This is a genomic window from Bartonella sp. P0282, from assembly GCF_048452985.1.
In the GTDB taxonomy this organism is placed as follows: domain Bacteria; phylum Pseudomonadota; class Alphaproteobacteria; order Rhizobiales; family Rhizobiaceae; genus Bartonella; species Bartonella choladocola.
Window position 1 is genome coordinate 598,864 of sequence record NZ_WTFO01000002.1, and the last position, 22,680, is coordinate 621,543.

The window sequence follows — 22,680 nt, forward strand, 5'->3', positions numbered from 1 at the left end:
TTTCACGCCTGTTTTAATGCTTTAGCCTGATCGCGTTTTTCAACATACCAGGAGAGAGTAAAAATCGACAGGCCGCAAAATGTGAGACAGCCTCCCAAAATCGCCGTATCCTGATAGCCGAAACCAAGCCGCAAGATTTCCGCGCCCGATTCAGCGCCCAAAGCATTGGCAACGTTGAAAGCCGATTGCATGAGGGCTCCGGCAAGGGTCTGGGCGTTGGCTGCAACATCCATAACGCGCGTCTGGATTGAAGGCATACTGGCAAAAGACGTACCAATCAGGAAACAACCGATGGCAGCCGTGATGCCGGAATGGCAAAGGAAATAAAACAGGAAGAATGTAATTGTGCTCCATAAAAGTGCACAAAACAGCATTCTCATCGGACCGATTTTCACAGCAATTTTAGGGCCCAGAATATTTCCCGTAACCATGCCAAGGCCGATAAGCGGCATGATAAAGGGAACCCAACCTATTGAAAGGCCGGAAACGACAGTCAAAGTCGATTTGATATAGCTGAAGACAGCAAAGAGACCGGCTGTTCCAATGGCGACTGTTGCCAGCATGAACCAGACCTGTTTTTCTTTCAACGCGCTAAGCTCGGTCAAGGGACTTGTTCCCAATGCTGTCGGCAAACTGGGCAGAAAGAAAAACACCAAAATTGCACAAAGGGCTCCGATGCTGCCCACCATAACGAAAGCCATTTGCCATCCAAGTTGCTGACCAAGCCAGGTTGCAAAAGGCGCACCGACAACTGTTGCAATTGTAAGCCCAAGCATAACCGCACCAATTGCCTTGGGGCGATTTTTCATTTCTACCATGGAAGAAGCGGCAATAGAGGCAACACCAAAATAAATCCCATGGGGCAAACCGCTCATAAATCGCAAGCCGACAAGGGCATGAAAGCTCGTCACACAGGCACTGGCAATGTTCGAGAATGCATAAAACAGCATCAAAGCAACCAGAACATATTTCCGCGGATATTTCGCGGTCGCGACAGCCAGAACCGGCGCACCTACGACAACGCCGAGTGCATAGGCTGAAATATATTGGCCGGCAGTCGGTATATCGACACCGGAACTTTTGGCCATTTCCGGTTGCAGCCCCATGGACACAAATTCGGACGTGCCTATTGCAAACGCACCGACGGCGAGCGCGAAAATACACAAACGGCGCGTTTTGGCGTCAATTCCCGAAGCAACATTGAGTCGATCAATTTTATATTTCATAGCTTAAGAACGAATCCCTGAATGCGTTTGGTTCAAATATCCGGTTTGCCAGTCAACACCCTGTCGGCGCAAGAAAATATCTTCCAAATTCAATCTGTTCGAGGCAGTTTGTTTCCACCACCGTCGCCTCGCCTGCTCTCTTGATAGAAAGCCGAAACGACCGGCTTTTTGGTAAATTTACTCGAAAACACATCAAACAGTTACGCCGCATTTTCTTTTAGCGTGTAGGATATTTTTTCATCCCTCTATATCTATCAGATGGATAAACGAACCGGCAACATTGTTTATTCTCATTCCCCTTGTCCCTAAAGAATGGTCAAGCGCATCATAGGCTTTAAAAAGCGGTATGCCGCCTTTTTCATCTACAATAGAAGCATAATGGAATTCGTGCCCTCGAAAGCCTGTTTTTCCGAAAAACTCCCCTTCAGAAACCAAACGGCGATAGCCTAAATGCAATTTCTTCTGTTTGAAGCTGGTATTCAGTGGCAAGAGACCAAGCATCGGGTGTTTAACCCCTTTACTATCTTCTAATGTTTCCCCCAAAGTCATATAACCACCGCATTCGCCATAAATGGTTTTTCGGGCTTTTGCTATATCAATCATGGCTTTTTTGAACTTCTCTGCTGCCGCCAGTTTTCCGGCAAAAAGTTCCGGATAACCACCACATAAATAAACGCTATCACACTCTTTATCCGGCACTTCATTCGCCAAAGGCGAAAAGAATATGATTTCGGCACCGGCTTTTCTCCAGCCATCAAGCAAGTGTGGATAAGAAAAGCGGAAAGCATCATCACGGCTCACCGCAATACGCTGTCCAAGTGGCGGGATATAATCAATCGTCGCACGAGCAACTTTCACCCGATTTGAGGTCGATAATGCGATCATCGCCTCAAGATCAACGCTCTCCTTTATGATTTCTGCCGCTTTTCCGATAAAAGCATGAAGATCGGTTCGTTCGGAAGCCTGAACCAGCCCTAAATGGCGTGAGGGGAGTGTCAGCGCGTTATTCCTGTAAACAGCCCCAACCACCGGTATATCAAGCGGTTGCAAGGCCGCGCGAAGCATGGCTTCATGCCGCGGACTTCCAATTTTATTCAGGATAATTCCGGCAAAGCGCAATCCCGGCATAAATTCGGCAAAACCTTTGACAAGTGCCGCGACCGAATGTGATTGGCTTGTCACATCAACGACAAAAAATACCGGCAAATCCAATAAACCGGCAAGTTCGGCAGATGAACCCTTGCCGTTAATGGCACCGTCGAAAAGCCCCATCATGCCTTCGACGACAAAAAACTTCTTTTCCGAATTGTCGGTAAAATTGATATTTCTTATGAGCGCGTCACGCATTGCCCAACAATCGAGATTATAACTATCCTCACCTGTTGCTGCTTTATGAAATGCCGGATCTATAAAGTCAGGCCCTGCTTTTCGCGGGGCCACGTCTAATCCCATTTCTTTCAGGGCTCGCATCAATGCCAGAGTGATAACAGTCTTACCGGCTCCCGAATTGGCAGCGCTCACCATAAAGCCATTCATAATGATCTGTTATCCAATTCGTCTTCCAATTCGTCTGTAACATTGTCCGGCGAGAGTTTATCGGCAAGCGAAACAACTTTACCAACGACAACAATTGTCGGCGGTTCAATGTCATGCTCTTTGATCGTTTGTTTTATACGGCCAAGTTCGGTTTTATAAATCCGCTGATTGGAAGTCGTCGCATGAGTGATAAACATGACCGGCTCATCACTCTTGCGCCCCCCTTTGATAAGGTCATCGGCAATTTCATCAATGTGTTTCATTGCCATATAAAACACAAGAACCGGAGCGGCGCGGGAAATCGCTTTCCAGTCAAAAGACTTCGGCACTGTTCCATCAGCATCATGACCGGTTAAAAACAACACACTGTGATTGATGGAGCGGTGTGTAACCGGAATACCTGCATAGGCAGGCCCTGCTATACCTGCTGTTATTCCGGGAAAAACACGAAAAGGAATATGCGCTTCTATCAAAGCGAGCGCCTCTTCACCCCCGCGGCCAAAAACAAAAGGATCGCCGCCTTTCAAACGCAAAACCCTTTTGCCTTCTCTGGCAAGGCAAATCATGCGTTCCGTGATTTCTTGCTGTTTAAGCGAGGGTTTGCCACCGCGTTTACCGGCAAATTCTAAAATTGCGCCTTGTTTTGCAAGCTTGAGGCACGAATGATCGACCAGCGCGTCATAAAGGATGTGGTCTGCCTGTTTAAGTGCATTGACACAATGGAGTGTGAGAAGTCCGGGGTCACCCGGACCTGCGCCCACCAACCATACATGCCCGGCAATGAACTGTGGCAATTTGAATGGCAAATCTGCCGTCATTTCGGGTCCTTTTGATGGTAAAATCTATAGAAAACAAGAATCAATGCATTATATGTGTTATCTATTGTGCAGTTTCCAACCACTGTAAACGTTTAATTTTCAAGAAATATTGTCAAAATGGCAGACCTGCAAAGCACATTGAAACGCAAACCGGAAGGTCCCCTTCGCTTGGGCTGGACAACAGGGGCCTGCGCAACCGCTGCAACCAAGGCAGCGCTCACCGCTCTCATAACCGGTGCTTTTCCCGATCCCGTCGAGATAAGATTACCAAGAGGGCAAATGCCGCAATTTGCGCTATCTCTCAAAAGTCTTGGAGAAAATCAGGCAACAGCAGGAATTATCAAAGACGCAGGTGATGATCCCGATGTGACAGACAAGGCGACCATTATTGCAACTGTCACTCCTGCCTCTCCAAACAGCGGAATTATATTCAAAGCCGGAAAAGGTGTTGGAACTGTTACAAGACCGGGTTTACCGCTTGATGTCGGGGAAGCGGCCATCAACCCCGTTCCGCGCCGCATGATGAGCGAGGTTTGCAAGGAAATTTGTGACAAATATTCTTTTCCGCAAGATCTGGTGATTACAATTTCAGTGCCGGATGGCGAAAATATCGCGCTCAAAACATGGAATCCGCGCCTTGGCATTCTGGGCGGCATTTCCATTCTCGGCACAACCGGTATTGTTCATCCGTTCTCATGTTCGGCATGGATTCATTCTATTCATAGCGGTATTGATGTCGCCCGTGCAGAAGGGGCAAGCCATGTTCTTGGTGCAACCGGAGCAACTTCGGAAGATGCGGCTCAGGCAATCTACCATCTTCCCGATTATGCCATATTGGATATGGGAGACTTTGTCGGTGCCGTGTTAAAATATTTGCGTCACCACCCGATCGATAAACTGACAATTGCAGGCGGTTTTGCAAAATTGACAAAACTCGCGCAAGGGGAAATGGACCTTCATTCTTCACGCTCCCAAGTCGACAAGGCATTTTTGTGGAATGTTGCAAAGAATGCCGGCTTGAACCAATCTTTCAAGAACTTCATCGAAAATGCGAACACTGCGAAAGAAGTGCTTGATATTGCTACAAAAGAAGGAATTGATATTGCCACTCCTATTGCGCTTCAGGCAAAACATATTGCTGAAGAAACATTAAGGGATGCGCCGGTTGCTGTCGAAATCATTGTGACCGACAGAAAGGGAAATATTCTTGCGAGAAAGTAGGACAGTTTTATTATTGGGTGGCACCAGCGAAGCCTATGCTCTCGCAGAAAAATTTGCCGAAGAGAACTATCCTGTTCTTTCGTCTCTCGCTGGCCGCACATCGCATCCGAAAATTCCGGCGGGGCGGTATCGCATTGGCGGGTTTGGCGGCATTGACGGGCTTATCAATACAATCGAAAAAGAAAACATAGGGCTTATTGTTGACGCAACCCATCCTTTTGCTGAAACTATGACCGATCATGCCTGGCGGGCAGCGCGAGCGGAAAAAATCGGCTATATCCGGTTCGAGCGTCCGCTTTGGCAAGCTGCGAAAGAAGACAAGTGGCTGACCGTGAATAATATTGCGGAAGCCGTTGCCGCCATTCCTTTGAACAGCCGCTGCTTTCTTGCGATAGGGCGCCAGCACGTCAAAGAATTTCTGGTGCGCAAAGATGTTTCATTTGTCGCACGTATGGTCGAGAAACCGGAAAATTTTGTTCCCGAAGCCAATATAGAAATTGTGCTTGGTAAACCGGAAAATGAAAAAGAAGAATATGACTTTCTCGTCAAACATCATTTTGATTGTCTCGTGTGCAGAAATTCCGGTGGGACTGCCTCTTTTCCAAAGTTGAAGGCTGCACGCAAACTCGGCCTTCCGGTAATTATGATAACCAGAAAGCCCCTGCCCGATGTCGTCACTTTGAGTGCGGAAAAAGATGTTATCGACTTGGTGCAGAAGTTTTACCAAGCGGACCGTGCGGAAAAGCATAAAGAGACGAACGGCTAAGCTTTTCCGGCCGAAGTGCTTTCCCGACAAAGATGATTGCGGTTTTTTCTATTTTTTCTTGCGCTATCTTTTCATGAATATCGGCAAGTGTGCCTGAAATGATTTTTTCATCCGGCCAGCTTACATGATAGGCAACAATAACGGGGCAATCGGCGCCGTAAATTGGCAATAATTCTTTCTGGATGGCGGCAATATTTTTTGCCGAAAGATGAATTGCGATTGTCGCTTTTGCTTGTCCTAAATTTGATAATGTCTCAAGTTCCGGCATTGGTGAAGAATTGACCGATGTCCGTGTCAAAATGACCGATTGGTTTAGCTTTGGAAGTGTCAATTCTTGCTTTATGGCTGCCGCTGCTGCCGCATAGGAAGCCACCCCCGGTATCACCTCGTAATTGATCGCAAGCTTGTCGAGCGCTGCCATCTGTTCGGCTATTGCACTATAGATAGAAGGGTCGCCGGAATGAAGCCTTGCAACATCCTTTCCTTCTTTTTCCGCTTTGACAAACTCTTCGACGATGGCATCAAGGTCAAGATGGCCGGTATTGACACGGCGTGCTTCATGAGGAATTTCGGCAATCAATTCTTCCGAAAGAAGCGAGCCCGCATAAAGGCAGACCGGACAACGTTTTATGAGATTAAGCCCGCGCACTGTAATGAGATCATATGCCCCCGGACCTGCGCCAATAAAATATACTGTCATTGTTCCTTCCGTCCTGCCACAGCAAGGGTAAGCCCACCAATTTTTGTCTTTTCAATGAGCAAAATACCACCTTTACCGGAAGCCGCCAAAGCCGCAGCTTCCGCAACGCCATGGCAGCCCGTATGTTGAAAAACAATATCGGAAGGGTTCTTTAGAAAACAAGTCATTGTTTCCAACTCTTCAGACGAAAATGTAAGGAGAGGAACAGAAAGACGTTTCAAAGCGCTTAAAATAAGACCGTTGGATTCTTTACCTTCAAGCGTTGAAAAAGCCGCAATATTCCATTTTTCGAGAGTTTCGAGAGCCTTTTCCATGTCACCCGTTGTGGCAGATGATGAAATGCCTATGCCCACAAAAACCGGCATAGAGCTTCTATCGACCATGTCCGGTTTTGCCTTTCAAGCGCGTTCTTTGACGGTGTTATAAATCCGCTCTACCTCTTGTGAGGGAACACCGAGAATGGCTGCTATCCGATGGATGAGCGCAACTTCATCAGCGTCGACATGGTTATCGGCAGCGGCAATTGTCATCAAATTCTCGATAAGTGCAATACGCCTATCCGGCGCCAATTCGCCAAAGAGAGCCGCAGCCTGACCGGTTGTTGTTTCATAGCCATAATCATAAAGATATTGGATGACATCCGGCAAAGCATCGGGAGATACGCCAAATTGTTGTTCGGCAATTTTTGAAAAAGCGGCGGTTTCGCTTGGTGTATGTTTGCCATCGGCAAAACCCAAATGAATGAGCAAGAGAAGTTCGGCCGCTGTTGCCGGATTTTCGGCCACTTTACGAACCGAATTATGACGGGAAAAATAATTTGCGATGCTGTCAAACATGCGAAACTCCGCTTCTTGCCACGTTAGAAGAGCTGAACTAAAAGCTGACCTTGCCAATATTGCACAAAAAACACAAGTGCATGAATGCAACGTTTGACGTTTCTTTATCGAAATTATTCTATTATTCCTTATTCTATTCTGTTCAGGTAATATTCGCCAATGCTGGAATTTCTTTCTGACCCGACTGTTCTGATTTTGATTTTTGCCGGTTTGCTTGCCGGTTTTATAGATTCCATTGCCGGTGGCGGTGGCCTCATCACCATCCCTGCCCTTATGCTTTCGGGTCTTCCGCCCGTCGAAACATTGGGCACAAACAAGTTGCAGGGACTTTTCGGCTCATTTTCTGCAATGGTCGCCTATGCCCGTGGTGGACATGTCAATATCAGGAAACAAATCACTCAGGCTGCCATGGCCTTTATCGGAAGTATTATCGGCGCATTGGTTGCGACCCTTATACCTGTCAAATTATTTCAGGCACTGCTGCCCGTTCTGCTCATTGTTGTTGCCTGTTATTTTGCATTCAAGCCGAACCTCAACGACATTGACAAACAGGAGCGGATGCGGCCAATCATCTTTTCGCTGACTATGGCGCCGCTTGTCGGCTTTTACGACGGCATATTCGGTCCGGGTGCCGGTTCTTTCTATATGCTTGCCTTTGTTTCCCTGTCAGGGTTCGGAATCCTCAAAGCAACAGCCCATACCAAACTGTTGAACTTTTCATCCAATCTCGGTGGATTCCTGACCTTTGCTGTCATGGGCTCGATCAATGTAAAAATCGGCATTGCTATGGGAATTGCCCAATTTATCGGTGCGCAAATGGGTGCGCGCGTTGCCATGAAAACCGGCGCCAAGCTCATAAAACCGTTATTGGTCATTGTATGCGTTATTCTTGCCTATAAACTCTTACAAGCACATGACAATCCGTTGCGGCAATGGCTGAATCTCTGAGACTTAAAGCCTCTCCATCAGAATATCATCATAGGGCTTTTAAAAAACCGGTTTAGATAAAGCTGCCGAACCGGTTTTAAAGACAGAACAATTATGCTCTTCTAGATTTTTAATGCCAGCAAAATAACGCCCGCGCCGATCAGTACGACGCCGGTCCAATTAATGGCTGTCAATTTTTCACCAAGAAAAGTAACGCCGAAAATGGCAACAAAGATAACCGACAATTTGTCGATCGGGGCAACATGGGAAGCATCTCCCAATTGCAGAGCGCGGAAATAAGCAAGCCATGAAGCACCCGTGGCAAGACCTGATAGAACAAGGAAAACCCATGATTTTGCCGGAATGGCTCCCGGACGTTGCCATTGTCCGGTGATGCTCAAAAACAGACATAATGCGGCAATGATAACGATTGTTCTTATCAAAGTGGCAAAATCGGAATTGATACCGCTTATACCGACTTTTGCGAAAATAGCGGTTAACGCCGCAAAAATTGCTGAAAGAAATGCCCAGAACTGCCAGGTAGCGGTCATCAGAATTCAATCCCCTTCTGTCCTTTTATGCCGGAACGGAACGGGTGTTTGACCAATTCCATTTCTGTTACCAGATCGGCAGCCTCAATCAATTCATTTCGTGCATTGCGACCGGTAATGATGACATGTTTCATGAAAGGTCGCTTCGATAATACATCAAGCACTTCTTCCAAGGGTAGATAATCATAGCGTAATACAATATTCAACTCGTCACAAAGCACCATATCCGTGGTGTCATCGAGGATCATCTCTTTGGCAATGTCCCATGCTTTTCGCGCTTCGGCAATGTCTTTTTCACGATCCTGCGTTTCCCATGTGAAGCCTTCACCATGGGCATAAACGCGTACCTGATCGCCAAATTTTTCAAGTGCGGTACGCTCGCCGGTTTGCCTTAATCCCTTGACAAACTGCACCACCCCAACCTTCATATTCTGGCCGAGAGCACGAAAAACCATACCGAAAGCGGCCGTTGTCTTGCCTTTGCCCTTGCCCGTATGAACAATGAGAAGGCCTTTTTCTTTGGTTTTACCGGCTTCTATTTTTTTGCGCGCGGCCTCTTTCTTTTTCATTTTTTCGGCATGACGGGCATTCAATTCCGCTTCCGTCAGCTTTTCCTTGGCGTCCATGTTATCGAGCCTTTCTGTAGTTCTTCCAGTTCAAACAAAGCAGAATTGGAGCGCGGTTTCCATAATTCTCTCCGGATTGCCTGTTCAAGTTTATGTGCCATTTCTCTTAAAGCTGCAGGATTGTTCCCGATCAAAAAATTCCGCACCGTTTCATCGTCGATATAGGCATTATAAATCGCCTCGAATTGTTCATTGGATACGGCATTTGTTGTAGCCGAAAAAGCAAAGAGATAGTCGACAGTTGCAGCCATTTCGACAGCACCTTTAAAGCCGTGTCGCATAACCCCCTCTATCCATTTCGGATTAACAGCACGCCCGCGGAGTGTCCGCCCGATTTCTTCCTGCAATGTTTTTATCATCGGCCGTTCGGGGCGCGACATATCATTGTGATAGACTTTCGGAAAAGCACCCTGCTTATCAGCAACTGCCGAAGCCATGCCCCCTTCAAAGGCATAATATTCACCGGAATCAAGAAGATCATGTTCGCGATTATCCTGATTTTGGACAACGGCATTGATATGATGAAGCCGGTTTTCAAGCATATTTTGTGCAGCCAACCCGTCTTCCTTACCGTAAGCAAAAGAAGAATGGGCAATCCATGCTTTACCAAGGTCGTTACGGTCGTTCCATTCGCCCTTGTCGAGAAGCTCCTGAACGCCGGTTCCATAGACACCCGGACGAGCGCCGAAAACGCGAAAACCGGCTTCTCTTTCCGCCTCTTTTGTACTCTTTCCGGTTTCTGTGAGCGTTTTTACGTCTTTCAAATAATGCGCATGGAGCGGGTTATCTTCTTCCTCCTCGTCAAGCGAGGCAACAAGACGCACCGCCTGATCGAACAAGGCTATCTGTTCGGGAAATGCATCGCGGAAGAAACCGGAAATCCTTAATGTCACGTCGACACGTGGCCTTCCAAGAACTGCTACCGGAATAACTTCAACACCGGTCACACGGCGGGATGCCGCATCCCACAAAGGTTTGACGCCGATAAGTGCGAGAGCCTGCGCAATATCGTCACCACCGGTGCGCATATTGGCCGTTCCCCAAGCGGTGAGGCCAAAGGCCTTCGGCCAATCACCGTGATCCTGAACATAGCGGATAATGAGAAGCTCGGCCGATTTTTTACCCAATTGCCAAGCCGATTGTGTGGGCACAGCTCTTGTATCGACCGAAAAAAAGTTACGCCCTGTCGGAAATACATCCGGCCGCCCGCGTGTCGGGGCGCCGGATGGCCCCGGCTCGACAAAATGCCCGTCAAGAGCGGTTAAAAGCCCGTCAATTTCCGCCTTGCCGCAACTTAAAATCAATGGCCGCAATGTTTCTTCAATATTTTTAAGAATTGGCGCTGTTTTCGTGAAGTTTTGAGGAAGAGTGATCTTTCCGGAAACCAGCGCCAGCGCCAGAAGCTCGATGCGTTCCACCGTGTCGCCTTTTGTGCGCCATAGGCTGTCGGTCATGCCCTTCAATATTTCAGGCTTTTCACCTTGCCATTTTTCTGAAAAAACACAATCAAGCGGATCGAAAGCAAGGCCGAGATCATCGGCTATAGCGCGGTGTAAACTGCCGTTTTCTCCCTCGCCACGAGGGACACGCGCCGTTGCAACAAGGAGATTTTCCAATTGTTCGCCGGAAGGCGCTTTGCCAAAAATATGTAGCCCGTCTCTGATTTGCAATTCTTTGAGATCACACAAAAAGGCATCAAGCTTCTCAAGTGCCAGATCATCGCTATCATGGTCTTCAATTCCGGCATCATGATTGAGACCGGTAAGCCGCACCAGATCAAGTATTTCGCCTTTGAGCTTTACGAGACGACGCGGATCAACGCCCGACGCCTCGTAATATTCATCAACAAGCCCCTCCAGATCTTTTAACGGGCCATAACTTTCCGCGCGCGTCAAAGGCGGGGTCAGATGGTCAATGATAACGGCGGAAGAGCGTCGTTTTGCCTGTGTTCCTTCACCGGGGTCGTTGACAATAAACGGGTAGATATGCGGCATCGGTCCAAGAGCAATTTCAGGATAGCAATGGTTCGAGAGTGCCAAAGCTTTTCCCGGAAGCCATTCAAGATTTCCATGTTTACCCATATGAATAATAGCATCGGCTTTATAAACAAACCGGAGCCAGAAATAGAATGCAAGGTAATGATGGGTGGGAACAATATCGGGTGCGTGGTAGACTTGCTTTGCATCCATTCCGAATGCGCGTTCCGGCTGTAATCCGACAACCGTTTCCCCCAACATTAAAACCGGCAAGGCCAATCCATTTTGAACCACATAGGCATCGTCTTCCGGCGCACCCCAACGTGCAGTCACTTCATCTTGAATCTTTTTATCAAGTGATTGAAAGAACTTCTTGTAAAGACTCAAAGAAAGTGCTGTCCGCACTACCCTTCCCTTCACCCCTTCATTGGTTGGACCTTCAATCATCAACCGCATGAGCTCATTGCCATTTTCCGGAATATTTTCAATTTTATAGCCTTGGTTTTTCATGGCGTTAAGCGTCACAATCATGGCTGCCGGTGTATCAAGCCCGACACCGTGCCCCAAGCGGCCATCGCCACCGGGATAATTGGCCATAACAATGGCAACATGGCGCTCTTCCGGCTTCTTGTTGCGCAGTCTTACCCAGTTTTTTGTAAGCTCTGCAACAAAGTCGACCCTGTCGTTCAAAGGTTTATGGACGACAACATTACATTCTGTCTCGTCATCATATTCCACTGCCGATTTGAAAGACACAGCGCGGGTGAATACGCGCCCATCAACTTCCGGAAGCGCAACATTCATGGCGAGATCACGGGCGGTCAATCCACGCCCATCTTTTTCCCATTGCTCTTTGCTGCTTCCGGCAAAAACCACCTGCAAAACCATTGCACCGCGCTTTTCTAGGACAGTGGGTTTGCGTCCCGTATGCCCGTTTGAAACCGCAAAGCCCGTTGCATTCAACACAATATCGGGCGAAAGCCGGTCAAAAATTGAATCGACAATGGCAACGCTCAATTCGTCTTTGAGACTTGAAACAAAAATCGGCAGCGCGATTAAGCCGCGTTTTTGAAGAGAGTTAATGAGCGCTTCCACGCTTGCTGTTTGCCCGCTCTGCACCAATGCACGATAAAAACAGATCGCTACAACCGGTTTATGGGTGGCATTGTGACGTTTTACAAGATCATCAACAGTGAACGGCGGGTCATCCGGTGACCAGAGACCTGCCTTCATCAAGGGGATCGCCTCGACCGGCTTTTCGTGGCGGCCTAACAAATAATCGCAATATTCAAGAAAGGAGCGCATATTTTGCGCGCTCGCTTCAATAAGATAGTGCCAAAGATTGCGGCAATCCTCTTCGGCAACAGTAGAAAATTTTTGCAAATTTTCGTCTATTTTATCGTCACCTGGCAAGACTACCAGTTTGATATTCTTTTCCAGTGCCAGCGAGTGGAGAACTTGCAAGCCATAAGGCCAATAACTTTCGCCACCTATCACGCGCAACACAATCAATTTCGCATATGACGCGGTTTTTTCGACATAGGTGTCGACCGACATGGGGTGTGAAAGCGAAAGCAAATTGACAAGCCTTAGCGAAGACGTTGTTTTCTTCAACGCGGCTTTTGCAACCGAAAGGCTTGCCAATTCGGTATCTGCTGCCGAAAGAAAAATAACGTCGGCAGGTGACTGTCCAAGATCAATCGCCTTGTCCTGTTCGGCTATGGTTCCCTTCTGGGCAAGAAGCAAATGCATCAGACATCAAGCGCTTCAATAGTTTTGCGCACCTTCTCCTCGTCGATTTCGTGAAGACCGATAACAACAAGATGGCTTTTATGCTCTTCGTTTTTTTGCCAGGGACGATCAAAATAGGAATCAATCCGCTGACCGACGGCCTGAACAACAAGACGCATCGGTTTTCCCACTACATTGACAAAGCCTTTGAGCCGCAAAATATCATTTTCTGCAATGATCGTTTTCAACCGCTCGATCAAAGCCTTGGGATCATGGATTGATGGTGCGTTAACGACAAAGCTTTTGAATTCGTCGTGATTATGTGGAACGCCATTTGCATGATGCATTTCGTGGTGGGATTTGCGGTTTTCAATATCGCTCTCTGTGCCGACGCCAAGCCCCAATATAAGATCGGTTCCGATACTGCCGAAACTCGATGTGACCATTTGGGGAACTCTGTCGCTATGGCTTGAAATGATATTGCGCACTTCGTCAAGCGTGTCTTCGTCGATAAGATCGACCTTGTTGAGGACGATGAGATCAGCCGCATGAATTTGGTCTTCAAACAATTCTTCAAGCGGGCTTTCATGGGTAATCGAACTATCTTCGGCACGTTCCGCATTGATTTTGTCAATATCATCGGCAAACCGGCCTTCGGCCACAGCCGGAGCGTCAATCACGGTAATCACTCCGTCAACGGTCACCTGTGTTTTGATTTCAGGCCAATTGAATGCTGCAACAAGCGGCTGGGGAAGTGCCAAACCGGATGTTTCGATCACAATATGATCGGGTCTATCCTCACGTTCGAGAAGTTTCGTCATAGTCGGAATAAATTCTTCGGCCACCGTGCAACAGATGCATCCATTATTGAGTTCAATGAGATCATCATCGTGGCAATTATCAAGACCGCAGCCTTTGAGCAAACCGCCATCCACGCCAAGCTCGCCAAATTCATTAATGATGAGAGCAATGCGTTTGCCTTGTGCGTTTTCCAATAAATGCCTGATCATCGTGGTTTTTCCGGAACCCAAAAATCCGGTTATGACGGTGGTTGGGATTTTGCTTTGTAAAAATTTTTGTTCCGACATAAAAGTTAGCCTTTCAATTTAAGCGGCAGACCAGCCGCAACAAAAAACACCGTTTCTGCAATAGTTGCAATTTTCTGGTTCATGAGACCGGCATAATCACTAAATTCACGCGCAAGCTTGTTGTCCGGCACGATGCCAAGCCCTACCTCGCTCGAAACAAAAACCGTTTCTACCTCAAGTCCTGCAAGACCATCGACAAGCTTTACCATTTCTGTTTCAACGTTCCGGTGATGCTCCAATAGATTGCCAAGCCAAACGCTGAGACAATCAATAAGGACGATCTTTTGTTCACTATTATGTTTTGCGATCTCGCCCATAATATCAATCGGTTCTTCAACATTGATCCAGCCCATCTCGCGGCGTGAGCGATGCACGTCGACCCGTTTACCCATCTCTTCATTGAAAATTTCTGCGGTTGCGAGATAGACCGGTACTTTATTGGCAGACAACACATAATTTTCGGCAAAAACCGACTTTCCCGAACGCGTGCCGCCAAGAATCAATGTTATTTTTGCCAAAAATCTCCTCCATTTGCGGAATAGACATTCATCACTTTACAAAGAAAGCTGAAAAACCGGATTTATGCCTTTGATACAGAATCAGAGTTCTTGAATGATGAGAACACAAACCGGAACCGGATTTCTAGCCCATTCATAAATACAATAATTTGACTGACCGGCTTGAATGAAATGCCCGAATTGGTTCCACTTCCTGAAATTCCAGTTTATTTTTTGCAAATTCTTTTGCAAAAAACCGGTTATTTATAGAGATAGCTGCTTAAACTTTATCGTGCAAGCCGAAAAAGCGCGTTTACGTCGACGGCCTTTTCCAGTTCATCGGCAATTTTATCGAGTGCATTGTCAAGTTTTTCAAAATGTCCGGACTTATCAGGCCTTGCGCCAAAACTTCCAATAAAATAATGACGGAAAGCATCTGCCGAAAACAAGCCATGGAGATAGGTTCCCCAAATTTTTCCATCGGGCGAGGCCGCACCGTCTTCGACATTGTTTATTTTTAAAGGTGCATGGCGACAATCCGGACCGAAACTTTTGCCCATATGGATTTCATAGCCTGTGAGCGGCAGTCCGCTTAAAAGATGAATAGCATTGTTATTGCGTGTAAGTTTTCGTTCTCCGATTTCGGTTACCATATCAAGAAGGCCAAGCCCTTCTGTTTCGCTAACATTTCCTTCCAGAGAATCGGGATCCAAAATTTTTCGGCCAAGAATTTGAAAGCCGCCGCAAATGCCGATAACCATGCCGCCTTTTTTGGCGTGTGCGATAATCTCCCCGTCCCACTTATTTTCACGAAGAGAAATCATATCCGCTATAGTCGATTTGGAACCGGGAAGGATAATAACATCGCTGTCGGTTGGAAAACACTCACCCTTCCTGACAAAGACAATTTCAACATCACTTTCGTGGACTAACGGGTCGAGATCATCAAAATTGGCAATATGAGGTAAAACCGGTACAGCTATTTTTACTTTGCCGTGTTTTTTCGGCGATCTATGTTCAAGTGCCATCGAATCTTCAGGAGGCAAAAGGCTTGCCCCTTCAAGCCAAGGAATAACGCCGAGGCATGGCCAGCCGGTAAAATTCCGGATTGCTTTGATTCCATCATCAAAAAGGCTCAAATCCCCGCGGAATTTGTTAATGAGATAACCGCAGACCATTGCACGGTCGTCGCGATCAAGAATTGTTGCTGTGCCGACAAGTGAAGCGATCACACCACCGCGGTCAATATCGCCAATCAATACAACCGGTACATCGGCGCTTCGTGCAAATCCCATATTGGCAATATCGCAAGCGCGTAAATTGATTTCTGCCGGCGAACCGGCCCCCTCAACCAGCACCAAATCGGCTTTCTCCTTCAATCGGGCAAAAGATTCCATTACCCGATCAAGAAGTGCACCCTTCATTTTTTGATAATCGGCGCCTTTTTTAAAACCCGAAAGCTTACCCTGCACTATGATTTGTGAACCGGTAGAACTTTGCGGTTTCAATAAAACCGGATTCATATGAACGGACGGTTTTTCATTTGCTGCAAAAGCTTGTAGCCATTGACCACGCCCGATCTCGCCACCATCATCGGCAACCGCCGCATTGTTCGACATGTTCTGCGGTTTGAACGGCATTACCTTGATACCTTTTCGGGAGGCCAAACGGCAAAAGCCGGCAACGAGAACTGTTTTGCCGACATCCGAACCTGTGCCCTGAAACATCAATGCACGCGTCAAATCAATCACCCTTTACCAATAAAAAAAACCGCAATTTTTTTTAAAAAAAATAGCGATTTTCATACTTCATTAAGTGTTCGCTAACCCGTGATTAACATTGTTCATCTACAAAGGCTCCAGAAACAAAAACAACTTGTTTCTCTCTGGATCAGGTAGTGCGTACCAGAGGTGTAATTCCGGACATGTGTATGAGTATCGTCCGGAAAATGCGTAAGATAAAACTGCGTAAACGGGCCACCGCTTGCGCAGTTTTACGTTTTTTAGCCCTTATCTGCGACTATTGAAATAAGGCTTGATCGAGCTTCCACACTTTTTAAAATTCCTCCACACATTTTTAAAAATGTGACTTGTTGCGAGCCACGTTGCCGAAGACATTTCAACTGCGTGATAGCTGCCAAACGCTTGACAGCAAGTGATGTCCTTCAAAAGTGACATTAATCCGACAAATTTATCTGAAGTGGGATGTTTATCACCGCTTGCTATGCGTTAGATAAAGGACTTGCACGAATTTCAAAGGTTCTTGATGATGCGGGCAAGAAGTGTGAATGAATCCATGCGTTTTTTATTATCCCATATCGGACTGGTAACAATCAACTCGTCTGCTTTCGTATCGGCTATCAGTTTTTTTAGGCCCAGCTCGACTGTTTCAGATGAACCGACCACAGAACAGGACAAAGATTGTTCAAGCACCAGACGGTGATTGAAGGGAAGATTGTCAACATAATTCATGACCGGTTTCGGTAATGGACCGGCGCGCCCCGTCCTTAAATTGACAAAGGATTGTTGTTGGGAAGAAAACAGAAACTTTGCTTCGTCATCCGTTTCAGCAACAACGACATTGGCTGCAACCATTGCAACCGGTTTATCAAGATATTCCGACGGCTGGAAATTATCGCGGTAAACTTTGAGTGCGCGATAAAGCTCGGCCGGTGCAAAATGCGAGGCAAACGAATAAGGCAAGCCCAGAACTGCCGCAAGCTGCGCCCCATAAAGACTTGACCCCAAAATCCAGACCGGCACGTGCAAACCTGCCCCCGGAACTGCCCGCAATTGTTGTTGAGGTTCGGCATCTTTAAAATAGTCAAGCAATTCGACGACATCGCGGGGGTAATCATTCGGGTTGCTATCAAGCGAACGTCTCAAGGCTCTCGCTGTCATCTGGTCAGTACCGGGAGCACGACCTAATCCGAGTTCAACCCTGTTCGGATAGAGAGCTTCAAGAGTGCCGAATTGTTCGGCAATAACGAGCGGTGAATGGTTAGGAAGCATAACGCCGCCCGCACCGACAACGATTTTATTGGTCGAGGCAAGAATCTGCCCCATTACAACCGCCGTTGCAGCACTTGCAATGCCGGTCATATTGTGATGTTCGGCATACCAGATACGAGGAAACCCAAGCTCATCCACATGTTTGGCAAGAGCTATAGAATTTTTTAACGCCTGAGCAACCGAACTTCCCTCAGGCACGGGACATAGATCAAGGACAGATATTTTCATTTTTTTAATATAGGAATTCTCAAAATGAATACAACGAGAGAAATTCAATCAAGCGGGGCTTTTTTAATCAATCCGCTCTATCGCCCCTATTCCACTCTTCTGTGACTTCGGCTACGAAATCGGCATAACGATGTGCTTCGATCGCGTCTCTTATGCCTTGCATCAATTGCTGATAAAAAGCGAGATTGTTCCACGTAATCACCATTCCGGCCAATGGTTCACCCGCTTTTACGAGATGGTGAAGATAAGCGCGGCTATAATCCCGTGCTGCCGGACAGGGCGATTCAGGGTCTAACGGGCGCGGGTCTTCGGCATGTTTTGCATTTCTCAAATTGATTTTACCAAATCTTGTGAAAGCCAAACCATGTCGGCCTGCCCTTGTCGGCATGACACAATCGAACATATCAACGCCATGTGCCACACTTTTCAAAATATCATCAGGTGTGCCAACGCCCATCAAATAACGCGGTTTATCTTCCGGCAAAATCGAACAGGTCACATCAAGCATATCCATCATCACATTTTGCGGCTCACCCACCGCCAAGCCTCCAATGGAATAGCCTTTCAAATCAAGATCTTTCAAAGCATTTGCCGAGCGTTCCCGCAAACTTGCATTATCACCACCCTGAACGATACCGAACATGGCCTTGCCCGGCTGGTTTCCGAAAGCCGTTTTGCAACGTTCTGCCCAGCGTAAAGACAATTCCATTGCCTTTTCCATTTCTTTGAATGAGGCAGGCAAGGCAACGCATTGGTCGAGTTGCATCTGGATGTCGGAATCAAGCAGACACTGTATTTCGATCGACCGTTCCGGTGTCAGTTCATAACGCGCGCCATCAATATGCGATTGGAAGGTCACGCCCTTCTCTGTCAATTTTCTAAGGCCTGCAAGCGACATAACCTGAAAACCGCCGGAGTCAGTCAAAATGGGCTTCGGCCAACGTGCAAAAACATGAAGGCCGCCCAATCTTGCAATACGTTCTGCACCAGGGCGCAACATCAAATGATAGGTATTGCCGAGTATAATATCGGCACCAAGCTCTTCAACCTGCTCCATATACATTGCCTTCACCGAACCGGCAGTGCCTACCGGCATAAAAGCTGGTGTGCGGACTTTGCCACGCGGCATTGTAATTTCGCCACGCCGCGCGTGACCATCTTCAGTAATTTTTTTGAAGGTGAAGGTTTCGCTCATTGTTCCTAATCTTTTCGTTCCAGAAAACTTGTATCGCCATAAGAATAAAAACGATAGCCTGTTTCAATAGCATGTTGATAGGCGTGTTTCATTGTATCAAGGCCGCTAAAAGCCGATACAAGCATAAATAATGTCGAGCGCGGCAAGTGGAAATTGGTCATCAGGCAATCGACAAACCGGAAATGATAACCCGGTGTTATAAAAATATCGGTTGAACCTGCCCATGCATCAAGTTGACCGTTTTCATCCGCAGCACTTTCAAGAAGTCGCATCGCCGTTGTACCGACAGCAATAACCCTGTTACCGCGTTTTTTTACAGCCATTAATGCATCTGCCGTTTGTTGGTCTATGTGGCCAATTTCGGAATGCATTTTATGGTCTTTTGTATCGTCAACCTTGACAGGTAAAAATGTGCCCGCGCCGACATGAAGCGTTACAAAATATTCTTCAACACCCCGATCTTTGATCTGTTGCATCAAATCCTTGGTAAAATGAAGACCGGCGGTCGGCGCCGCGACGGCTCCCTCTTCACGTGCATAAACGGTCTGGTAATCGGTTTCGTCACGCTTGTCCTCGCCGCGTTTTAAAGCAATATAGGGTGGCAAGGGCATGTGGCCGATAAGCGCGATTTCACGATCAAGCTCGGCACCCGATTTATCAAATTCCAACAGCATTTCGCCGTTTTCGCCTTTTTCACGAACCGTAGCAACAAGCTTGTCATTATCCCCAAGACTTCTATCCTGCTTGTTGAAAACAATTGTTTCGCCAATTTTCAAACGTTTTGCCGGACGAACAAAAGCAAGCCACGCATTAGGGCTTACGCGTTTATGAAGTGTTGCACCAATATGGGCTATAGCTGCACCGCGCCGCCGTTCCCCCTGAAGTTGGGCTTTTATAACCTTGGTATCATTAAAAACCAGCGCATCACCTTTTTTGAGAAGCGAGGGTAAATCGCGCACATGTAAATCTTCGAGACACCCGCCTTTTCCGACATGTAAAAGACGAGCACTTTCCCGCGGCACAGCAGGTCGCAAAGCGATTTGTTTTTCAGGTAACTCGAAATCAAAAAGATCAACTTGCATAAGAGCGCACGCACATTCATAAATCGGACAAGCGGATAACGCTTGTCGCACTGTTATATCAGATTAAAAGACCAACCTTTAAGGAGGCCTTGCCAAGGATACTTGGTAATGGTTTTTTACTAAAGCATTTTCCGAAAAGTGTGAAGCGGTTTTCGGGATTAAAATGCGCCACTAAAAACCTATTTTCTGAAAAGTGTGGAGCGGTTTTCGGAATCAAAAATGCGCCACTAAAAACCTATTTTCCGAAAAGTGTGAAGCGGTTTTCGGATTCAAAAATGCGCCACTAAAAACCCATTTTCCGGAAACTGTGAAGCGGTTTTCGGGATTAAAAATGCGCCACTAAAAACCCGTTTTCCGAAAAATGTGAAGCGGTTTTCGGCGGCGAGTAAATGCGTCATTTCAGCAAAGATTATCTTTAAAAAGGAATGGGGATAGAACGCGATTTTTCGGGCTAAAAATCGTGTTTTTATCAAGTGTTTCGTTCAAAACACAGAATGGGCAGTTTGACGATCTGTCGGTAGATTAGCGTCAACTTCCGATTAAAATGAAGAATGGCAGGGACTTTCGGAAAACATCTGGAAACGTATTGAAGCCGAATATATTCCGGTCGGGGCATTCTGGAGTTTTCTTGCGAGAAATCGAATAAATATCCGGATATTTTAAAAAAGTAAAATGATGGAAATCAGATTTTTAGCAAGGTGAAAATTTACTTTTACATTTAAGCTTATTGGTGTCCGTTATCCGTTCATTCCCGATGCTGAATATTCTATTCAAGAGAGAGACGAACGATATAAAAAAATAGCAATAAAATATTTTACGTTAAAAATCAGCGTTTTAAAGATAAACACTGAATCAGTTTATGAAGATTATTTTGCCCTTATTTTTATAAAAAGCAAAAACTGCCATCCGCCGGAATTTCGAGTTTTTAAAAACAAAAGGTGCTCCGAATTTTATTCAAAACACCTTTTTCGAGTTTTATAAATCAAAGCTGCCGAACAACTGTGTCGAGCTTTGAAAATTATTTTTTATCGGCAGCAATTGTTGCTTTGACAATGCTATCAGGATCACTGACAGGCTCGCCTTTTTTCAGTTTGTCGACATTTTCCATGCCTTCAATGACCTGTCCCCAAACCGTATATTGACGATTGAGCCACGGAGCATCCTCGAAACAGATAAAAAACTGGGAATTTGCCGAATTCGGGTTTTGACTGCGTGCCATAGAGGCAGTACCGCGCTTATGTGGCACATTGGAAAATTCGGCTTTAAGATCGGGTTTATCGGATCCACCCATGCCTGCGCGTGATGCGTTAAACTTCTTGCCGCCTTTTTTGCCAAATTCGACATCGCCGGTCTGTGCCATAAAGCCGTCTATCACGCGGTGAAAAACCACATTGTCATAAGCGCCTTCGCGGGCTAATTCTTTAATTCTCTTGACGTGTTCGGGTGCAACGTCAGGCAATAATTCTATAACCACATCACCCTTTGTCGTTTCCAAAATCAACGTATTTTCAGGATCTTTAATTTCAGCCATTTCTTTTCCTTTATTTTGTAGCTTCGATACGCGCTTTTATAATGACGTCGGGATCAGCAACCGAACCGTTATTATCTGCCCGTCCTTTTTTGATTTTATCAACGACATCCATGCCTTTTACCACTTCACCAACAACCGTGTACTGGCCGTTGAGGAAAGAGGCATCATCAAAACAGATGAAGAACTGGGAATTAGCTGAATTCGGGTCTTGCGAACGTGCCATGCCGACCGTTCCACGTTTGAATGGTACTTGGGAAAATTCCGCAGCAAGGTCGGGATATTGTGAACCACCCATACCGGCACGCCGAATATTGAATTCGGGGCTGCCTTTTTTGCCGAATTTTACATCGCCGGTCTGCGCCATAAAGCCCGGAATAACCCGATGGAAGACAACATTATCATATGCGCCTTCTTTGGTGAGCTTTTCGATTTGTGCGACATGTTTGGGAGCAATATCCGGACGCAACCGGATTGTTACATCACCATCTTTCAATGTTAAAACAAGATTTTCTCCGCCTGCAGCAAATGCCACGGGGGCAAGCGAAAAAAGTGCAAACAAAACGGCCATAATGCCCAAAAGTTTACGAACCAAGATTTTTCTCCATTTATGATTTGAATTTTTTTGTTAACGCCAATGCAACATTTTCGGGAACAAAGGGCGAAACATCCCCCCTCATCAAAGCAATTTGCCGAACGAGTGTTGCGGAGATTGAACGAACCGCATCCGCTGCCGGCAAGAACAATGTCTGTATTCCGGGTGCCAACGCCCTATTCATGCCGGCAAGTTGCATTTCATAGTTGAAATCCGTGCTATCGCGCAAACCGCGTATGATAAAATTTGCGCCGATCTCGCGTGCTTTATCAACCAGCAAATTGTCGAATGAAATAACTTCCAAACGCTTTTCTGTATCTTTCAAAACATTCTTTGCAATGGTTTCGATCAGTTTCTTACGTTCTTCAAACGTAAAAAGCGGAGCTTTGCTCGGATGGATTCCAATAGCAACAACAACTTTGTCAGCCACTGAAAACGCCCCCCGCAAAACGTCAAGATGACCATTGGTAATCGGGTCAAACGAACCAGCAAAAATTGCCACTTTCATCTTTCACCTCCCGTTAAGCCATCCTGAACCTGTC

Annotated in this window: 21 protein-coding genes; 3 read left to right on the top strand and 18 right to left on the bottom strand. The window is 46.5% G+C overall.

The window, feature by feature from the left end; translation table 11 throughout:
• Window positions 1–2: 2 nt before the first annotated feature.
• The 3 genes from GQS64_RS07965 to cobA all read right to left on the bottom strand — a co-directional run bounded on the left by GQS64_RS07965 (window position 3) and on the right by cobA (window position 3,580).
• On the bottom strand, window positions 3–1,226 hold the full coding sequence (locus GQS64_RS07965; RefSeq protein ID WP_077992430.1) for an MFS transporter: 1,224 nt from the start codon (window positions 1,224–1,226) through the stop codon (window positions 3–5).
• A 237-nt stretch (window positions 1,227–1,463) separates the two neighbouring features.
• Window positions 1,464–2,762: a cobyrinate a,c-diamide synthase gene (locus GQS64_RS07970; protein WP_198231208.1), complete on the bottom strand. Its 1,299-nt coding sequence runs from the start codon at window positions 2,760–2,762 to the stop codon at window positions 1,464–1,466.
• On the bottom strand, window positions 2,759–3,580 hold the full coding sequence (gene cobA, locus GQS64_RS07975; protein ID WP_198231209.1) for a uroporphyrinogen-III C-methyltransferase: 822 nt from the start codon (window positions 3,578–3,580) through the stop codon (window positions 2,759–2,761). The genes GQS64_RS07970 and cobA overlap by 4 nt, the downstream gene beginning before the upstream one ends.
• Before the next feature lie 117 nt (window positions 3,581–3,697).
• On the opposite strand from cobA, the gene GQS64_RS07980 reads away from it, so the two are divergent.
• On the top strand, window positions 3,698–4,801 hold the full coding sequence (locus GQS64_RS07980; protein WP_198231210.1) for a cobalt-precorrin-5B (C(1))-methyltransferase: 1,104 nt from the start codon (window positions 3,698–3,700) through the stop codon (window positions 4,799–4,801).
• Entirely contained in the window at window positions 4,788–5,567 is a 780-nt protein-coding gene (locus tag GQS64_RS07985) for a cobalt-precorrin-6A reductase (RefSeq protein WP_198231211.1), read from the top strand. The genes GQS64_RS07980 and GQS64_RS07985 overlap by 14 nt, the downstream gene beginning before the upstream one ends.
• Here the strand turns inward: GQS64_RS07985 and cobM are convergent.
• The 3 genes from cobM to GQS64_RS08000 are packed head-to-tail and all read right to left on the bottom strand — an operon-like array spanning window position 5,500 to window position 7,103.
• Window positions 5,500–6,267 carry a precorrin-4 C(11)-methyltransferase gene (cobM, locus tag GQS64_RS07990; RefSeq protein ID WP_198231212.1) on the bottom strand — a complete coding sequence of 256 codons (768 nt, stop codon included), beginning with the start codon at window positions 6,265–6,267 and terminating at the stop codon, window positions 5,500–5,502. The two genes, GQS64_RS07985 and cobM, sit on opposite strands and share 68 nt — an antisense overlap.
• Window positions 6,264–6,650, bottom strand: a complete 387-nt coding sequence (locus GQS64_RS07995; RefSeq protein ID WP_198231213.1) for a cobalamin biosynthesis protein — start codon at window positions 6,648–6,650, stop codon at window positions 6,264–6,266. The genes cobM and GQS64_RS07995 overlap by 4 nt, the downstream gene beginning before the upstream one ends.
• A gap of 15 nt (window positions 6,651–6,665) precedes the next feature.
• On the bottom strand, window positions 6,666–7,103 hold the full coding sequence (locus tag GQS64_RS08000; RefSeq protein ID WP_077992443.1) for a TerB family tellurite resistance protein: 438 nt from the start codon (window positions 7,101–7,103) through the stop codon (window positions 6,666–6,668).
• A gap of 159 nt (window positions 7,104–7,262) precedes the next feature.
• Here GQS64_RS08000 and GQS64_RS08005 point away from each other — a divergent pair, with 159 nt between their 5' ends.
• Window positions 7,263–8,051: a TSUP family transporter gene (locus tag GQS64_RS08005; protein ID WP_198231214.1), complete on the top strand. Its 789-nt coding sequence runs from the start codon at window positions 7,263–7,265 to the stop codon at window positions 8,049–8,051.
• A 101-nt stretch (window positions 8,052–8,152) separates the two neighbouring features.
• Here the strand turns inward: GQS64_RS08005 and GQS64_RS08010 are convergent, their stop codons facing one another.
• From GQS64_RS08010 to coaD, 12 genes are all read right to left on the bottom strand, one after another.
• Window positions 8,153–8,581 carry an EamA family transporter gene (locus tag GQS64_RS08010; RefSeq protein WP_077992447.1) on the bottom strand — a complete coding sequence of 143 codons (429 nt, stop codon included), beginning with the start codon at window positions 8,579–8,581 and terminating at the stop codon, window positions 8,153–8,155.
• Entirely contained in the window at window positions 8,581–9,207 is a 627-nt protein-coding gene (gene cobO / locus GQS64_RS08015; RefSeq protein ID WP_198231215.1) for a cob(I)yrinic acid a,c-diamide adenosyltransferase, read from the bottom strand. The genes GQS64_RS08010 and cobO overlap by 1 nt, the downstream gene beginning before the upstream one ends.
• On the bottom strand, window positions 9,186–12,935 hold the full coding sequence (gene cobN, locus GQS64_RS08020) for a cobaltochelatase subunit CobN (protein ID WP_198231216.1): 3,750 nt from the start codon (window positions 12,933–12,935) through the stop codon (window positions 9,186–9,188). The genes cobO and cobN overlap by 22 nt, the downstream gene beginning before the upstream one ends.
• Window positions 12,935–14,002, bottom strand: coding sequence for a cobalamin biosynthesis protein CobW (cobW, locus tag GQS64_RS08025; RefSeq protein WP_198231217.1), 1,068 nt, complete (start codon window positions 14,000–14,002; stop codon window positions 12,935–12,937). Before cobW ends, cobN begins: the two co-directional genes overlap by 1 nt.
• Window positions 14,003–14,007: 5 nt before the next feature.
• Entirely contained in the window at window positions 14,008–14,520 is a 513-nt protein-coding gene (cobU, locus tag GQS64_RS08030) for a bifunctional adenosylcobinamide kinase/adenosylcobinamide-phosphate guanylyltransferase (protein ID WP_198231218.1), read from the bottom strand.
• A gap of 266 nt (window positions 14,521–14,786) precedes the next feature.
• Window positions 14,787–16,241 (bottom strand): cobyric acid synthase, encoded by a 1,455-nt coding sequence (locus GQS64_RS08035; protein WP_198231219.1) that lies wholly within the window; start codon window positions 16,239–16,241, stop codon window positions 14,787–14,789.
• 510 nt (window positions 16,242–16,751) lie between these two features.
• A complete protein-coding gene (locus GQS64_RS08040) occupies window positions 16,752–17,738 on the bottom strand; it encodes an LLM class flavin-dependent oxidoreductase (RefSeq protein ID WP_198231220.1) in 987 nt (328 codons plus the stop codon).
• Between the two features lie 67 nt (window positions 17,739–17,805).
• Window positions 17,806–18,933, bottom strand: coding sequence for a tRNA guanosine(34) transglycosylase Tgt (gene tgt, locus GQS64_RS08045; protein WP_198231221.1), 1,128 nt, complete (start codon window positions 18,931–18,933; stop codon window positions 17,806–17,808).
• 5 nt (window positions 18,934–18,938) lie between these two features.
• Entirely contained in the window at window positions 18,939–20,015 is a 1,077-nt protein-coding gene (gene queA / locus GQS64_RS08050) for a tRNA preQ1(34) S-adenosylmethionine ribosyltransferase-isomerase QueA (protein ID WP_198231222.1), read from the bottom strand.
• 1,018 nt (window positions 20,016–21,033) lie between these two features.
• Window positions 21,034–21,546 carry a peptidylprolyl isomerase gene (locus tag GQS64_RS08055; protein WP_077992460.1) on the bottom strand — a complete coding sequence of 171 codons (513 nt, stop codon included), beginning with the start codon at window positions 21,544–21,546 and terminating at the stop codon, window positions 21,034–21,036.
• A gap of 10 nt (window positions 21,547–21,556) precedes the next feature.
• The gene (locus GQS64_RS08060; protein ID WP_077994567.1) at window positions 21,557–22,114 is read right to left on the bottom strand and encodes a peptidylprolyl isomerase; all 558 of its coding nucleotides are present in this window, start codon (window positions 22,112–22,114) and stop codon (window positions 21,557–21,559) included.
• A gap of 37 nt (window positions 22,115–22,151) precedes the next feature.
• Complete coding sequence (gene coaD, locus GQS64_RS08065) at window positions 22,152–22,646, bottom strand: pantetheine-phosphate adenylyltransferase (protein ID WP_198231223.1); 495 nt, start codon at window positions 22,644–22,646, stop codon at window positions 22,152–22,154.
• Between the last annotated feature and the right edge of the window lie 34 nt (window positions 22,647–22,680).

Coding starts and splice junctions, on each gene's coding strand:
- GQS64_RS07965 (WP_077992430.1), bottom strand. CDS start 1,226: ATGAAATATAAAATTGATCGACTCAATGTTGCTTCGGGAATTGACGCC.
- GQS64_RS07970 (WP_198231208.1), bottom strand. CDS start 2,762: ATGAATGGCTTTATGGTGAGCGCTGCCAATTCGGGAGCCGGTAAGACT.
- cobA (WP_198231209.1), bottom strand. CDS start 3,580: ATGACGGCAGATTTGCCATTCAAATTGCCACAGTTCATTGCCGGGCAT.
- GQS64_RS07980 (WP_198231210.1), top strand. CDS start 3,698: ATGGCAGACCTGCAAAGCACATTGAAACGCAAACCGGAAGGTCCCCTT.
- cobM (WP_198231212.1), bottom strand. CDS start 6,267: ATGACAGTATATTTTATTGGCGCAGGTCCGGGGGCATATGATCTCATT.
- GQS64_RS07995 (WP_198231213.1), bottom strand. CDS start 6,650: ATGGTCGATAGAAGCTCTATGCCGGTTTTTGTGGGCATAGGCATTTCA.
- GQS64_RS08000 (WP_077992443.1), bottom strand. CDS start 7,103: ATGTTTGACAGCATCGCAAATTATTTTTCCCGTCATAATTCGGTTCGT.
- GQS64_RS08005 (WP_198231214.1), top strand. CDS start 7,263: ATGCTGGAATTTCTTTCTGACCCGACTGTTCTGATTTTGATTTTTGCC.
- GQS64_RS08010 (WP_077992447.1), bottom strand. CDS start 8,581: ATGACCGCTACCTGGCAGTTCTGGGCATTTCTTTCAGCAATTTTTGCG.
- cobO (WP_198231215.1), bottom strand. CDS start 9,207: ATGGACGCCAAGGAAAAGCTGACGGAAGCGGAATTGAATGCCCGTCAT.
- cobN (WP_198231216.1), bottom strand. CDS start 12,935: ATGCATTTGCTTCTTGCCCAGAAGGGAACCATAGCCGAACAGGACAAG.
- cobW (WP_198231217.1), bottom strand. CDS start 14,002: ATGTCGGAACAAAAATTTTTACAAAGCAAAATCCCAACCACCGTCATA.
- GQS64_RS08040 (WP_198231220.1), bottom strand. CDS start 17,738: ATGAAAATATCTGTCCTTGATCTATGTCCCGTGCCTGAGGGAAGTTCG.
- tgt (WP_198231221.1), bottom strand. CDS start 18,933: ATGAGCGAAACCTTCACCTTCAAAAAAATTACTGAAGATGGTCACGCG.
- queA (WP_198231222.1), bottom strand. CDS start 20,015: ATGCAAGTTGATCTTTTTGATTTCGAGTTACCTGAAAAACAAATCGCT.
- GQS64_RS08055 (WP_077992460.1), bottom strand. CDS start 21,546: ATGGCTGAAATTAAAGATCCTGAAAATACGTTGATTTTGGAAACGACA.
- GQS64_RS08060 (WP_077994567.1), bottom strand. CDS start 22,114: ATGGCCGTTTTGTTTGCACTTTTTTCGCTTGCCCCCGTGGCATTTGCT.
- coaD (WP_198231223.1), bottom strand. CDS start 22,646: ATGAAAGTGGCAATTTTTGCTGGTTCGTTTGACCCGATTACCAATGGT.